The organism is Candidatus Dormiibacterota bacterium, assembly GCA_035544955.1.
GTDB lineage: Bacteria > Chloroflexota > Dormibacteria > CF-121 > CF-121 > CF-13.
This window is the reverse complement of the sequence record DASZZN010000018.1, coordinates 131,710-145,225: the sequence shown is the minus strand read 5'-3', so window position 1 is coordinate 145,225 and position 13,516 is coordinate 131,710. Positions and strand designations below refer to the sequence as shown.

The 13,516-nt window shown below is 66.2% G+C and carries 15 protein-coding genes; 7 read left to right on the top strand and 8 right to left on the bottom strand.

The window, feature by feature from the left end; translation table 11 throughout:
• The 4 genes from VHK65_07745 to VHK65_07730 form a co-directional block, all read left to right on the top strand.
• On the top strand, window positions 1-451 hold a 451-nt coding region (locus tag VHK65_07745), incomplete at its 5' end, for a hypothetical protein (protein HVS06046.1).
• Window positions 452-724: 273 nt separating this feature from the next.
• A complete protein-coding gene (locus VHK65_07740; protein ID HVS06045.1) occupies window positions 725-2,011 on the top strand; it encodes a helix-turn-helix transcriptional regulator in 1,287 nt (428 codons plus the stop codon).
• Window positions 2,008-3,024 carry an HD domain-containing phosphohydrolase gene (locus VHK65_07735; GenBank protein HVS06044.1) on the top strand — a complete coding sequence of 339 codons (1,017 nt, stop codon included), beginning with the start codon at window positions 2,008-2,010 and terminating at the stop codon, window positions 3,022-3,024. Before VHK65_07740 ends, VHK65_07735 begins: the two co-directional genes overlap by 4 nt.
• A 116-nt stretch (window positions 3,025-3,140) precedes the next feature.
• Complete coding sequence (locus VHK65_07730; GenBank protein HVS06043.1) at window positions 3,141-3,308, top strand: hypothetical protein; 168 nt, start codon at window positions 3,141-3,143, stop codon at window positions 3,306-3,308.
• Here VHK65_07730 and VHK65_07725 read toward each other — a convergent pair.
• The 3 genes from VHK65_07725 to VHK65_07715 form a co-directional block, all read right to left on the bottom strand.
• Window positions 3,305-3,901: a nucleotidyltransferase family protein gene (locus VHK65_07725; protein ID HVS06042.1), complete on the bottom strand. Its 597-nt coding sequence runs from the start codon at window positions 3,899-3,901 to the stop codon at window positions 3,305-3,307. The genes VHK65_07730 and VHK65_07725 overlap by 4 nt on opposite strands.
• A complete protein-coding gene (locus VHK65_07720; GenBank protein ID HVS06041.1) occupies window positions 3,859-4,323 on the bottom strand; it encodes an SRPBCC family protein in 465 nt (154 codons plus the stop codon). The genes VHK65_07725 and VHK65_07720 overlap by 43 nt, the downstream gene beginning before the upstream one ends.
• A 79-nt stretch (window positions 4,324-4,402) precedes the next feature.
• On the bottom strand, window positions 4,403-5,365 hold the full coding sequence (locus VHK65_07715; protein HVS06040.1) for a DUF3048 domain-containing protein: 963 nt from the start codon (window positions 5,363-5,365) through the stop codon (window positions 4,403-4,405).
• 65 nt (window positions 5,366-5,430) lie between these two features.
• Between VHK65_07715 and VHK65_07710 the strand changes: the two genes are divergently transcribed.
• Window positions 5,431-6,090, top strand: a complete 660-nt coding sequence (locus tag VHK65_07710; protein HVS06039.1) for a Bax inhibitor-1 family protein — start codon at window positions 5,431-5,433, stop codon at window positions 6,088-6,090.
• Window positions 6,091-6,260: 170 nt separating this feature from the next.
• On the opposite strand, the gene VHK65_07705 is transcribed toward VHK65_07710, so the two are convergent.
• Entirely contained in the window at window positions 6,261-7,517 is a 1,257-nt protein-coding gene (locus VHK65_07705) for a DUF222 domain-containing protein (GenBank protein HVS06038.1), read from the bottom strand.
• 153 nt (window positions 7,518-7,670) lie between these two features.
• Window positions 7,671-7,883 (bottom strand): hypothetical protein, encoded by a 213-nt coding sequence (locus VHK65_07700; protein HVS06037.1) that lies wholly within the window; start codon window positions 7,881-7,883, stop codon window positions 7,671-7,673.
• Between the two features lie 159 nt (window positions 7,884-8,042).
• Here VHK65_07700 and VHK65_07695 point away from each other — a divergent pair, with 159 nt between their 5' ends.
• On the top strand, window positions 8,043-8,876 hold the full coding sequence (locus VHK65_07695) for a PHP domain-containing protein (protein ID HVS06036.1): 834 nt from the start codon (window positions 8,043-8,045) through the stop codon (window positions 8,874-8,876).
• Window positions 8,873-9,598: a hypothetical protein gene (locus VHK65_07690; GenBank protein ID HVS06035.1), complete on the top strand. Its 726-nt coding sequence runs from the start codon at window positions 8,873-8,875 to the stop codon at window positions 9,596-9,598. Before VHK65_07695 ends, VHK65_07690 begins: the two co-directional genes overlap by 4 nt.
• Here VHK65_07690 and VHK65_07685 read toward each other — a convergent pair.
• The 3 genes from VHK65_07685 to VHK65_07675 are packed head-to-tail and all read right to left on the bottom strand — an operon-like array spanning window position 9,555 to window position 13,493.
• Window positions 9,555-10,697 (bottom strand): MFS transporter, encoded by a 1,143-nt coding sequence (locus tag VHK65_07685; GenBank protein ID HVS06034.1) that lies wholly within the window; start codon window positions 10,695-10,697, stop codon window positions 9,555-9,557. The genes VHK65_07690 and VHK65_07685 overlap by 44 nt on opposite strands.
• Before the next feature lie 46 nt (window positions 10,698-10,743).
• Window positions 10,744-12,081 carry a TldD/PmbA family protein gene (locus VHK65_07680; protein ID HVS06033.1) on the bottom strand — a complete coding sequence of 446 codons (1,338 nt, stop codon included), beginning with the start codon at window positions 12,079-12,081 and terminating at the stop codon, window positions 10,744-10,746.
• On the bottom strand, window positions 12,078-13,493 hold the full coding sequence (locus VHK65_07675; GenBank protein ID HVS06032.1) for a TldD/PmbA family protein: 1,416 nt from the start codon (window positions 13,491-13,493) through the stop codon (window positions 12,078-12,080). The genes VHK65_07680 and VHK65_07675 overlap by 4 nt, the downstream gene beginning before the upstream one ends.
• Window positions 13,494-13,516: the final 23 nt, after the last annotated feature.

The following is a 13,516-nucleotide window of genomic DNA, read 5'->3' as shown; positions in this document are numbered from 1 at the left end:
CGCGTTGTTGAACGCCCCGGGTTCGAGCGTGATCCGTGGCAACCTCCTCGTCCTCCCAATCGAGACGTCGCTGCTCTATATCGAGCCTGTCTACCTTGAAGCCACCAACGTTGCCAAACCGCAGTTGAAGAAGGTGATCGTTGCCACCGGCCAGAACGTCGTGATGGAAGACACGCTCGACAAGGCCCTCGCCGCCCTGCTCGGCCAGGCGACACCAACGACGCCGCCAGGCGGCACCACGCCGCCGCCCAGCGGCACGGTCGCACAGTTGATCGCCCAAGCAAACCAGGACTACACCAACGCCCAGACCGCTCTCAAGAATGGCGACTTCACCACCTACGCGAGCGATATCCAGGCGCTTGGGAAGATCCTGCAGCAGCTGGCTGCGCTGCAGCCGGCCACCACCTCAGCCAGCGCGTCGCCCAAGGCCTCGCCGACCGCCTCACCCTAAACGCCCCCGAGCCCAAAAAAAAGGCGCTTACCCGAAGGCAAGCGCCCGTCCGAGCCCCCGGAACCTCGACTACTTTCCGCACGGAAACGAGTCGGCGACGGCGAGCACAGCGGCGACGACGACGGCGGCCAGTGCGAAGAATCGGTACATGAGCACCCTCCTTGGGGTTACCGGGCGCTCCGACCGATTAGCCGGAATTTAACACCCGGTTCAATTGGCTGTCAATATACTTCTCCCAAGCGGGTTTAGCGAAGCTATACTCAAGAGCATCTGATGAACTCTGTCGGAGATCGTCTTCGGGAGGCCCGACTTGCCCGCGGGCTGACCCAGGAGCAACTGGCGAAGGGCCTCGCAACCAAAGGCTTCATCAGCCAGATCGAGCGCAACCGAACCACCCCGTCCCTGCCCAAGCTCCGCATGATGGCCGAGCGCCTCGGTCTTCCGCTGGGTCATTTCACCGATGACAAATCCCCGCACGAGCTGACCTATCTGCGCAAGAGTGCCGAGCTCGCGGTCAAAGCGCAGGAGCCGGAACGCGCGCTCGACCTGGTCAACGAAGGCCTGGCCCTTCCGGCGACCGCCAATGAGCGCGCCGAGCTGCTACGAATTCAGGGCGTGGCCTTCGAAGCGTTGAGCCGCCTGAACGATGCACTGGCCTCGCTCCAGACTGCGGCCGCGACCGCACCACCGGATGACCCCGAGCTCAGCGCCGCCATCTACGCCGACATCGGCTACGTGCAGCAGCAACAAGAACAGTTCAATGCCGCGACCGAGGCCAACCTTCGCGCGCTCGGCTGGCTCGATGCCAGCAAGCACGCGGATCCCGCCCTCCGCGCCAGGGTCCTGACCAACCTCGGCCGGACGTGCTATGCACTGGGGCAACTCGAAAAGGCTGACGAGCACCTGCAGCGTGCACTGGACGCCGCCATTGATGCCGAAAGCCGCCTTCGCATCGCCAACGCCCACATGGCGCTCGGCATTTCCGCACGGGCGGTTGGCGACCTCGCGCGCGCGGTTGAGCACTGCAACCGTGCGCTGGATCTTCACTCTAGGATTGGAGAGCATCGTGCGGCCAACCGCGTGCTCAACAACCTGGGCGACGTGCACTATGCCGCGGGCCGTAAACGCGAGGCGACCGCGCTTCAGCAGCGCTGCCTGGCGCGGGCACGGGAGATCCGAGATGATTTCGAGATCGGCGTGGCTGCCGGCGCGCTCGCTCGCTACGACCTTGACGACAACAGGGTGGACGACGCGCTCGCGCACGCCCGAGAAGCACGGCAGGCCTCCGAGCGCTCGGGCGATCACCTGCACCTCGCAGTGGCCGCCGCGCTCGAGGGCGAGGCCGTCGAGCGCCAGGGCAACGCGAGCATCGCTGACCGCCACTTCGCGTTCGCGCTACGGCTCCTCAAGGAGCGGAACGCCGCCGGGAAGCTCGCCGAGGTGTGCGCCATGTACGCCGACGTCCTGCGCAGCCGTGGCGAAGACGACCGAGCCTTTTCGTTCATGCGAATGGCGGCCGAGCGCGACTTCAGCAAGTTGGGGGCACGGCTCCGAAAATGAGCGCGGCGGCGGGCGGCGACCAGGCGGACGATACCCCTGCGACCGTGCTGGTGGCCGAAGACGACGCCGACAGCGAGCGTGAGCTGCGCATCCATCTCGAGGCGGCCGGACACCACGTGATTACCGCCAGGGACGGCGCGGCGGCCTTGCGCATGCTCTCGGCGCAGCCGGTGGATCTCGTGCTCTGCCAGGCGGCACTGTCCGACATGGATGGGATCGAAGTCTGCCGGGCGATCAAGCAGGCACCCGCAACTCACGAGACCCCGGTGGTGCTGTTGATCGCGGCGGTCGACGAGGCGCTGCGACAGCGGGCGGTCGGCGCGGGGGCGGACGACGTCGCGGTCATGCCTGTGGCGCGGGACACCTTGCTGACGCTGGTGCGCGCGCAGCGTCGCATCACCCAGTTGAAGAGCCAGATTAATGAGCTCGAAGGGATCGTTGTCACACTGGCGCGCGCGGTCGAGGATCGCGATCACAGCAGCGCCGGCCTTGCCGAGAAGGTCGCCCATTGGGCCATGCAACTGGGCAGCGCAATCGGGCTGCCAGACGACCAGCTGACGTATCTCTATAAAGCTGCGTTGCTGCACGACGTTGGCACTTTGAGCGTTCCGGTTGGCGTCCTCTCCAAAGAGGGTCGGCTCGATCCCGGAGAGTTCAGCCAGGTGAAACGTCACCCCGTCGTCGGCGAGGAGATCCTCGGGCCGTTGCCTCGCGCCGACCAGCTCCTGCCGGCCGTTCGCCATCATCACGAGCGGGTTGACGGCTCCGGCTATCCGGACGGACTCGGGGGCGATCAAATTCCCCTCTTCGCACGGATCATCGCGATCGCCGACGCGTTTGTGGCAATGACCAGCGACCGTCCTTACCGGCGGCACCGCACGAAAGAAGAGGCGATCCACACACTCGAGCAGGGTGCGGGTAAGCAGTGGGATGCCGCCCTGGTCGATCGGTTCCTGGAGCTCGTCGAGGACACCGGCGCCGACGCCATTAGCAGGGCACGTTCGGCGGGTTAGTCTATCTCGCCGCCCTTTCCACGCCGGGGGCGCCTATTCTGCGGCGCGTCCGAGCAGGCGCTGACTTCTCAGCGTCTTCTCATGCCGCTCAGAGTCTGCGCTCATACAGTAGCGCGATGCTGGATCCAGCAACGGAACTGGAGATGAGCACTCTGCATTCGCTTCTCGACAATCTGACGGCAGCGGGGAGTCTCTACGGCTGGCGCATCGATGCCATGGTCCTGGGCGGTCTGCTCTGGGCGCTGGCCGTGGGCTACGGGCAGGTCCGCACCACGATCGCCTAAGAGGGCCAGTCTTCGGGGCGATCGACATCATCGCCGAGCCTCGCAGCGAAAGGGACCTCGACGACTGCATCCGGGTGGGCCGCGATCACGCCCTGACCACCCCGATCACCACGCAGCGTCAGCAACTCGGCGAAGAATCGACGATCGAACACCGGTGGGTTTCCCCGGTGGTCGCCCCAACGAGGGACGACGATCCGCCCCGGTGAGAATGCACGGACGAGTTCCTCAATGACCTCCGCTGTGAGATAAGGCTGGTCTCCGACGCCGATCAAGGCGGCGTCCGTCGTTTCCGGGAGCGCACGCAGGCCGATGGCGATCGAGCTACTGATGCCGTTTTCGGGATGGGCATTCTCGACCGTCGTCAGCGCAAGGCCGGCGAGGGCCTCGATCAGGCGAGGGTCGGGCGAGACAACGGCAACGAGCGGTCGAAGGCCGGCCTCGAGGAAGCAGCGAGCGGTCTTGCGGACCAGTGGCTCACCACGCCACGGTTCGAGCAGCTTCTGGCGTCCGAACCGCGTCGACTGCCCGGCGGCGAGCAGAATCCCGGCGATCAGACGGCTGGGGTCGCGGCCTTGAGCTCCTGGTCGACGCAACTGGCGAACCGTTGGGCCATGCGCTGAGCGACCTCTTGCATGATGCCGCTGCGCCCGAACTGCGCCACCACGCCGCTCACCGCCAGGTCGGTGGTCATCACGACGCTCGTCCCCTTCGCACTCGGCTCGAGCTGCGCCGTCATCGTGGCGGAGGCGCCGCCTCGGCCGCGCGTTTCCGCGCCCTCGGCCCTGATGTTCACGGTGTGCGTCGTCTCGTCCATGCTCTCGATCTTGATCCGCCCCTTGTAGGAGACGCCGATCGGTCCGAGTTTGACCTCGACCTTGCCGGCGTAGGTCTTGTCGTCGATCACCTCGGTGAGCGACGCGCCCGGGACGCAGTGCGCGATCTTCGGCACGTCAAGCAGGTATGCCCAAGCGGACTCGACGGGGGCGCCAAGCTCGAAACGAGTGGTGATCACCATGTCAATTAGATTAACGAAAGAACAACGGCCGGCACCAAGGCGGTACCGGCCTTCGAGCGCCTGTTGCCCCGAGTCTACGTCAGGACGCCGTGACAGGCGTCCCTGGATCGACCAGATGGAACCAGGTCAATCCGCTGGGAAGCCGCATCACCTTGCCATCGGCGCCGACGATCTTCAGGGGCAGCTCGGGGTTCGACAGGTCCCAGGTGGCCGTGTAGTGATGACCCCGGGTGAAGACATCAGCCGGACCGGTGCCTAGCAGGTCGAAGTCGACAGCCGGCACACCGTTGACGTCGGTGAAGCCGGCGTCGTGATGCGCGACCTGGAGCAGGATGACGTTTACGGGTTTGATCGGCTGACCCGTGTCCTGGTCCACAAGCGCGCCGAGCGCCGTGCCGTAGGCGTACGCGTTGTCCGCGGCCGAGTAGGTGTAGATGACGCGGTGGGAATTTGTCTGGTCGAACACGATACGATTCGCGACCGCGGGCGCCGGGCTGGCGGCGGGCTCAGCGGGTGACGGCAGCACGTAGGTAACGCCGGGGGCGTACTTACCGACGCCCTGGGCGAGGCGATTGCCGTCGGTATAGAGATTATGTGGCGCCCGCCGGCTGGGATCCCGGGCAAAGTAGGCGCCGCCATCGCTGCCCTCGGTGAGCGCCGGGATGTGCTGGTCCTGGATCGCCTGCAGCACTTTGATGTTTGCGCCAGAGAAAAAGAGCACGCCGTGGTACGCGTGCCACAGCCGGAGCGTTACGGGCCGGGCGCTGCGCACCGGTTCGATCTTCTGGCTCCCCGAGGGCGAGAAGTAGATCACGGTCATCCGCGTGATGCCGCCTTCCGCCAGGTATTCGTAGACGATGTTGGCCGGCTGCACCCCGGCCAGCGGTCGCGCCAGGATCGAATTTTCGATCTGCACCATGGCGGGTCCGGGGCGGCTGGGGGTCGGCGTTGGGGTCGCCGTGGCGGTGCTCGAGCCGCAGGCCGCCAGCAGCAGCCCAAGGCCACAGGCAAGCGTCGATCCGAGCCGGTTCAAATTGCTCACGGAAGCCATCAGTATAAGAAAACGCGATAGTGTAGCCCACGGGATTCTGTGGTAGGTTCAGAGTGATGTTGCCGCACGAAATGCTCCAGACGCAGACCCAGGTCGAGCGTTCATTGCTCAGCCGAGTGATGGGTTGGCTTGCCCTCTCGCTGGCCCTCACAGCGGGCGGCGTCTACCTCTGGATATCCGGCGTGGTGCCGCAGAACATCCCCTGGATTCTTTACTTCCTGGTCGCCATCGGGTTGATCTTCGGGATCCAGGCGGCGACGAACAGCAAGAACCAGAGCCTCGCAGTCGGCCTCTTTACCGTCTTCTCGGTGGTCGAGGGTCTCTTCATCGCCCCGATCGTTTCCTACTACCTGAACGCCAAACCCGATGCGGTTGGCAGCGCGCTGCTGGGCACGGTCGGCATCTTCCTGGTCGCCGCCGCGGTCGTCTATCTGACCAGCATCAACATGGCGGCCTGGGGTCGATATCTCTTGGGGGCGCTACTCGTTGGCATCGTGATCAGCTTCGCGACGTTGATCTTCCACTTCCCGATCAGCCAGCTGGCGCTTAGCCTCTTCCTCGGGGTCGTGTTCGTCGGGCTGACGTTCTTCGACTTCTGGCGGGTCAAGGCCGAGCGGGCGGGCGACAACAACGCGCTCCTGCTAGCGCTCAGCCTCTATCTCGACTTCATCAACCTCTTCCTCATCCTGCTCCGCATCTTCGGCCGCCGCAATTAGCGGCCAACTCAGGATGCGACGGAAGTCGCTCGAGGAAGTGCTGGTGCTGGACGTTCCCAGGATTGGAGCTTCGGATCTCGTGAAGTTTCCGGGTAGATATCGCCGGTGGTCGGTTACGCTAGCCGGCGCACGGCCATCGGCGCTTGCTTGCTCAGTTCGCGATGACTGAATCAGGCCGACCGAGCGTTAGCAGGCACGCTTTGGGGTGGAGGCTTGGCCCTCCAATGACCATCTTTTGTTCGCTCTAGCGTCCAGCCTTCTTCGTGGAGCATGCGATGATGCCGGCCGCAGACGAGAGCCAGGTTGGGCAGCACCGTCTTCCCCCCACGCGTCCACCAGACCAGGTGGTGCCCATCGCACCAGATCGCCGGCCGGTGACAGCCGTTGAAGACGCAGTCGCGATCGCGCGCGACCAGCGCGCGGCGGGTGGCGGCCGGGATCTGCCGGTGGGCGTCGCTGGCGGTCTCGCTCTCCAGCTCGCCATGCCCCAGCAGCCAGCTCACCGTCGGATCGCACGCATAGCGCTGGGCCGTCTCGATGGCAATCGGTCCGGCCCCAGCCATCTCCGCGGGCGGTGCGCCGGAAAGCCCTGCCAGCGTCTCGGCGCTGGCCGTGATGACCAGATGCGGGCGCTGGCCGCCGACCGTCCCGAGCTTGCTGCCATCCAGTGGCCGACGGGCGAGGTCAACCAGGGCGTCAACGCGGCGCTGACCGGGCGTCCGGACATCGTCGTTCGCCGGTGGCGGCATCGGCGCGTTGAGCGCCGTCTTTAGCGTGGCACCGCCCTCGAGATCGAGGATGCCATCCAGCCGGACCATGCCGTCCTGCGGCTCGCTGATATGAAGGTACCGTCGCTGGTAGGCGTGGTTCGTCTCGGCCAATGCGGCCGCCGCATCAACCCGATGCTCGAAACCTTTGGCGACCGCGGCGAAGCGGCCCGGGTCCATCGCTTGCGCCGCCTTGAGCAAGTTCGTTTCTTCTTGTTGCACGGGCGCGCTGCCGACGTTCTCCGCCGTGCGAGCGATCAGCGCCACGTGCTGGAAGCCGACGTCGCCGCTGGCGAACGCCTTGGCGATCTGTGGCAGCGCCTCGAGTTGACGCGCGACGTTGACCCGTTCCGCGGCGGCTCCAGCGGAAAGGTTGCACCGCTCGCGCACCCAGGCCACCGCCGAGAGCGCGCCGTCGGCTTTGTACTCCCCAGATTTATCGAAGCGCCGCAGCCCATTGGCAAACGCCGCCTCCAGCGGATCGATCCCGACTTCCCGGATCTGGATTAGCCCTTCGCCAAGGTCGGCCTCCGCCGCGGTGGCCATGCAGCGCGCCACCCGCTGGACGGCGGTCTGGAGCTCGTCGACGGCACCCTGGAGTTTGGACACCCCAGGCTCTACGAGCGTCCCTATCGCGACCATGCTCCCATCGTGAGGCATGCCTTTGACAGCTGTCTGTCGCGATTTCTGCCCGCCAGAAAAACTTGTCAATGCAGCCTCCGCCGCATCTGGCCTCTGGCCGAACAGTCGCTTCCCCCTTGGGGCGGCCGCGTCAGCCTTTGTTAGCCCAGAGACTCAAGGGCGCCGATTGCACTAGGCAGCAATGCCTATCTTGCGCAGGGCGGGGCTCAGTTCGCGCAGATTGCGTGTGCGCCGCTCCCGCCAGTCGAGGATGAGGTCAGCGAAGGCTGACTTGGACAGCCGCTCCCGGCGAACGGCGTTGGTCTTGGGGTCTGTGATCTCCAACTCGACCCAGACCACGCCGGCAGAGACGAGGCGCGCGGGGTACTCGTTCTCTTCGATCAACCGAATCAGCTCTAGCTCTCCAAGCATCTCCATACACCCCTGAAGAAAACACTTTGCCGACGGCTCTTATTCGTTCTCAACGGGGACCGTCCGGAAAACCGTCACTGTTTGCCATCCGGCTGGGGCCGAGATCCGGGAAGTGCCCGGTAAACTGAGCCCGTGCTAGCCGACCTCCACATGCATTCGACGGTGAGTGACGGCTGGCGCGACCCTGACGAGGTCGCCAATCTAGCCGCCGACCGTGGGGTTCGGGTGATGGCGCTGACCGACCATGACACCATCCTGGGGGTAAGCCGTGCCCGGGCCATCGCCCACGGTCGCGGCCTTGGCTACGTACCCGCCCTCGAGGTCACGACCTATCCCCCCAACCAGTTCCGCCACATCCTCGGGCACGGGGTCGACCTGAACTATCCCCCGCTCCTCGCGCTCCTCGAACGGACCCAGGGCGTGTTCCGCAAGCAGACCAACGCCTGGATCCGGATCCTGCAGGAGCAAGGGATCGGGCGCGACCTCGGGCTCGACGCCTTCGCCTACAAACCGACCGTGATGCCCGGTGCCGTCCTCAAGCTCGTTCTTCAGCACGGGTTGATGACGGAGAGAGAGGCCTGGGACAGTGTGCGAAAGGCCGTTGATTTCATGCCGGCCGATTTCTATACCCCGATCCCATCACCGCGAGAGGCGATCGACACCATCCACGGGGCCGGCGGGCTGGCGGTCCATGCGCATCCGGGAGTGGTGCCCGACCAGGACTTGATGAAGGAGGTCTTGCCCATACTCGATGGCCTGGAGGTCTACACGCGCCGCCACAAACCAGAGCAGATCCCCATTTACGAAGAGCTGGCCCACCAGCATGGGCTACTGATGACCGTCGGGAGCGACTACCACGGCTTCAACGGCGACGACTACGAGGCCCCCAAGCAAATCATCGACATCCGTTACCTGGACCGGCTCGGGGCTCGGGTGCAGTGGCCGTTCCTCGAGAAGGCCGGATGAGCCCCACGCTCGTGAATCCCGCGGTCGCCGAGGCGCGCGCGGCATTGCTCGAGCTGGGTGGCCGCGAATCGACGTCTGTCGCCGCCGCGATCGAAGCACTACCCTCGATCCGCGCGTTCCAGGTGATGGCGACCGCCTCCCAGGCGGCGCGCCCGCAGTGGGCCGGATTGGTCGACGACCTCTTCGAGCGACCCCTCTTGAAGCAGGCCAAAGCCGGCCTGCGGAATGCGCTGATGTCGACGCTGACCGGGGACACGCTCTATCGCAACGTGTTCTTTTCCTTCGCCGATGCGGTGATCCTCTGGCACTACGGCTACACCCAGGAGCGCACCGGCAGTGCCCGGCTCGATGCGGCCTACGGCGCGATGCGGCGCCTGCTGGCCGGCGCTGAACGCTTCATGGACACCCCGCCGCCGGCCGAGCCGGACATCGCCTATTTTCACCGGCTGCGTCGGATCAAGCTGACCCGTGACAACGCCTACCCGACGCTGCGCCGGGCCGGCCGCCTGCTCGGCACTGTGGAAGCCGAGGTCACGCAAGGACGGCTGCACGCGGTCCGCGGCAGCATCCTCACCAGCTACGTGACGTTCAGCGCGCAAGTGATCGCGACGGCCCGCGCGCTGCGCGCCGGACGCGACGCGATCGACCGCGACGACGTTCTGAACGGGTTGCGGGCAATTACCGGTCTGCTGAGGACGCCGCCGACCGACCTGCGGGACTGATCCGTATTGCGGGCAAGGTCGCGCCGAACGCGAGCATCGCGAGCGAACCGATCAGCATCGGCAGCAGCGCGAACCGGAATTGACCGCTCCAGTCCCAGGCAAAGCCCCCGAGCGCGGGGCCGAAGAAGGCCGCACCGTAGCCAATCGTGAACATCAAGCCGCTGGTGCGCGCGACCTCGGATGGTGAGAAGAGGGCCGGTAGGCCCAGGTTGAGGATGAAGGCGAGACTGGCGCCAGCCCCTGCGAGACCCGCCCAGACCGGCGCGCTGGCGGCCGGGGCCAGCGCATAACCGGCGACGCCCACAATCGACCCGACCCCGGCAAGGACATAGGGCCAGCGGCGTCCCAGCATCCTGTCGCCGCGTAACGCCAGCCAGAAACTGATGGGGAGTTGCATCGCGTTCAGCGCGCCGAGGGTCAACGGAATCAACGCATGAGCATGGCGCGCGTCGAGCGTGTCGGGGATCCAGCTGTTCATGCCGAAGTAGACGAGGCTGGCCCCACCCATCAGCAAGCCGACCCGGAGCATGCGCCCGCTCCGCCAGTCGGGGAGCCAGGCGCCTGCGGTCGCCACCGCGGCCTCCGATGTCGGGGTGCCGATCAGCCAGAGCGCGAGCACGATGGCCGCCGGCACGGCCCACACCGCGAGCGCGACCTGCCAGCCAAAGGGCACCAGCAGGAACGGCAGCGTGATGCTGGCCGCGATCACCTCGCCAACCAGCAAGCCATTGGAGTAGATCGCGATCGCCCGTCCGATCCGCTGCGGGAACCAGGCCTGCGCCAGGCTCGGCATCGCCGGTTGCGCCACCGCGATCCCCAGCGCGAACACCACCGTAAAGGCGAAGAGCATGACCGCATTTGGGAAGGCGCCCCGCAGAGCAGCTCCGATCGCGACCAGGGCGAGCCCCACCGCAACCGCCCGGCGCGCGCCGACGCGGCTGACAAGGTAGGCACCCGGGATCGCACCGAGCGCCATCAATAGCACCGGCAGTGAGGTCAAGAGCCCGCCGGCGCTGTAGGTGAGCGAGAGCGCGCGGTGCAGGGCCGGCAGCGTGGGCGGGACGCCGAGGATGACGGTGCGCAGATTGACACCGACCAACCAGAGGAGGAGCAGAGTGAGAACGGGCCTTAGCGGACGCGCGCGACTAGAGACCGCCGACGGGTAGCTCCTCGATCAGCACCGTCGGACTGCCGCAGAAACCGCCGGCGAACATGAAGCGAAGGTCGTCGGCGACGGCCACCACCTTCTGCATCAGGGCGATGACATTGCCCGCCACCGTCAGCTCCTTGACCGGCCGGGTCAGGTGGCCGTTCTCGATCCAGTGGCCGGTGAGTCCTAGCGAAAACTCCCCGGAAACGGGGTTGACCGTGTTCAAGCCAGTCAGCTGCGAGACATGCAGCCCGTTGCTGACGCGGGTCAGCAGCGCCTCCCGCGAAAGATTGCCGGGCTTGAGCACCAGGTTCGAGACGCCCACCTCGGGCACGCTCTTGTAGGAGCGTACGGCGCTCCCGGTCGACTGGCTTTTGCTGCGCATCGCCGTGTAGGTGTTGTGGAGATAGCCCTTGAGGACGCCCGCGGCGATCAGCTCGGTGCGGGCGGCCGGCACACCCTCGCCGTCGAACGGCCGACTCGCCAGGCCTTCGGGAAGACGCGGGTCGTCGGTGATGGTCACGATCGCCGCGGCCACCTGCTCGCCGACCTTCCCGGCCAGCAACGAGCGCCGCTTGATCACGGCATCCGCGCTGAAAGAGCTGGCGAGCACACCGAGGATCATCGCGGCGGCGTGCGGATGCAGCACGACCGGGACGCTCGCCGTTGGCACCGGACGCGCGCCCAGCAGGCCCGCCGCGTTCTCCACGGCCTCCTTCACCACCCCGGCCAGATCCAGCTTGTCCAGGTCGCGGCCATGCGTGAAGGCAAACCCGGATTGCATCTCGGTGTCCTGTTCGGCGATCGTCTCCAGCACGCCGTAGGCGACGGTCCGGTCGAAGGATGCCTCGAGCCCGCGGCTGTTGTAGATCTCGACCTGGCCGCTGCCATCGCTGTAGATCGCATCGCTGACTCGGCGGACGCGCGCATCGAGCGAGGTCGCGCGCCGTTCCATCTCGAGTGCGAAGTCGATCTTTCGTTGCGGGTCGACACCGAGGAGCGCCGGTGACGCGAGCCCACCCAGCGGGTCGAAGGGCCGGGTGTCCGGCAACACATTGGCGTCGTCGGCGTGGTTGTAGCGCCCATTGAGGAGCGCCTCATCCACCAGGCTGTCGAGCGCCGCGGGCTCGAAGTCGGAGGTGTACGAAAAGCCAACGCGCTGTTCACGAAAGGTGCGAAGCCCGATCCCACGGCTTTCCGCTGACACCAGGGACTCGATCTCACCCTTGTAAACCCGGACGGTGAACTCGGTGCCGCGCGAGATGTACAGCTCGGCGTCCTCCGCCCCGTGCGCTTTGCAGCGCGCCAGGACGCTTTCGCCGATCGGGTTCACTGCCGCATAGCGCCGCCGGGTACCACCCCGGTGCCGCCGACGGTGAGTTCCGAGATGCGGATGGTTGGCTGGCCAACGGACACCGGGACGCCCTGACCTTCCTTGCCGCAGGTGCCGGGGGCAAGCTTGAGGTCGTTTGCGACCATGTCGATCTTGTGCAGGGCGCGCGGCCCGTTGCCGACGATCGTCGCGCCGCGCACCGGCCGGCCGATGCGGCCGCCCTCGATCAAGTAGCCCTCGGTGACCGCGAAGACGAAGTCACCGCTCGTGACATCGACCTGCCCGGCACCGAGTTTCTTGGCGTAGAGCCCCCGCGGTGTGGCCGCGATGATGTCCTCCACCGTGTGCGCGCCGGCGGCGATGAAGGTGTTGGTCATCCGCGGGATCGGCAGGTGCTGGTAGGACTGGCGACGACCATTCCCGGTGACCGGGTGGTGTTGCTGACCGGCCCGGAGCCGGTCGTACATGTAACTGACGAGGACGCCGTCCTGGATGAGGACATTGCGGCGGGTCGGCACGCCTTCGTCGTCGACGGTCAAGGTTCCCCAGCGGCTGGGCATCGTGCCGTCATCGATGGCCGTGACGATCGGGCTCGCGACCGCCTGGCCGATCTTGCCGGTGAAGACGGTCGATCCCTTGCCGACGAAGTCCGCTTCGAGCCCGTGCCCGCACGCTTCGTGGAAGAGAACCCCACCGAACTCGTTACCGATGATCACCGCCATCTGACCGGCGGGCGACGGCGCGGCATCGAGCAGGGCGACCGCGCGCTCGGCGGCGGCACGAGCATACTCGGCCGCCGAGGTGTCGTCGAAGAATTCGAAGCCGCGCTGCATGCCGGGCGCTTCCATCGCGGTTTGGATCTCGCCGTTGCGCTCGGCAACAGCGTGCACCATGAGGCGGACGCGGGTGCGGGAATCGGCATGATGGATGCCCTCCGAGGTGGCGACCAGCACCTCCTGCGAACTCTGGCCGTAGCCGACCGCAACCTGTTTGACAGCGCCGCTCACCGCTCGGGCCGCCTGATCGGCTTCGAGCAACAGTTCGATCTTCGCCTCCGCCCCGACGGTGTCCGGCGGCACCTCGATCCGCTGCAGATTTTTCGGCGTCCCGGTCAACTCGCCGAAAGCAAACTTCCCACCGCCGCGCCGCCCGATCTGCGCCGCCAGGTCGGCGGTCTTGAGCAGGCCGTCTTCCGAGAGATCCTCGGTGTACACGTAGCTGACGGTTCCCTGGTGGATGATGCGTAACCCGGCGCCCAGGTCATTGCCGGAGCTGACCCGCTGCACCTTGCTCTCCTCGACACTGATCGACTGATTGCGCTTGCGCTCGACGAAGAGCTCGACGAAATCGGCGCCAGACCGCAGCGCGCGCTTGATCACGCTGTCCACGAGAGACTGCTCGAGCAGGGGCATCTCGATGAGTGTACCGGCCTTAA

Coding starts and splice junctions, on each gene's coding strand:
- VHK65_07705 (HVS06038.1), bottom strand. CDS start 7,517: ATGCCTCACGATGGGAGCATGGTCGCGATAGGGACGCTCGTAGAGCCT.
- VHK65_07735 (HVS06044.1), top strand. CDS start 2,008: ATGAGCGCGGCGGCGGGCGGCGACCAGGCGGACGATACCCCTGCGACC.
- VHK65_07740 (HVS06045.1), top strand. CDS start 725: ATGAACTCTGTCGGAGATCGTCTTCGGGAGGCCCGACTTGCCCGCGGG.
- VHK65_07710 (HVS06039.1), top strand. CDS start 5,431: ATGTTGCCGCACGAAATGCTCCAGACGCAGACCCAGGTCGAGCGTTCA.
- VHK65_07730 (HVS06043.1), top strand. CDS start 3,141: ATGCTGGATCCAGCAACGGAACTGGAGATGAGCACTCTGCATTCGCTT.
- VHK65_07720 (HVS06041.1), bottom strand. CDS start 4,323: ATGGTGATCACCACTCGTTTCGAGCTTGGCGCCCCCGTCGAGTCCGCT.
- VHK65_07675 (HVS06032.1), bottom strand. CDS start 13,493: ATGCCCCTGCTCGAGCAGTCTCTCGTGGACAGCGTGATCAAGCGCGCG.
- VHK65_07690 (HVS06035.1), top strand. CDS start 8,873: ATGAGCCCCACGCTCGTGAATCCCGCGGTCGCCGAGGCGCGCGCGGCA.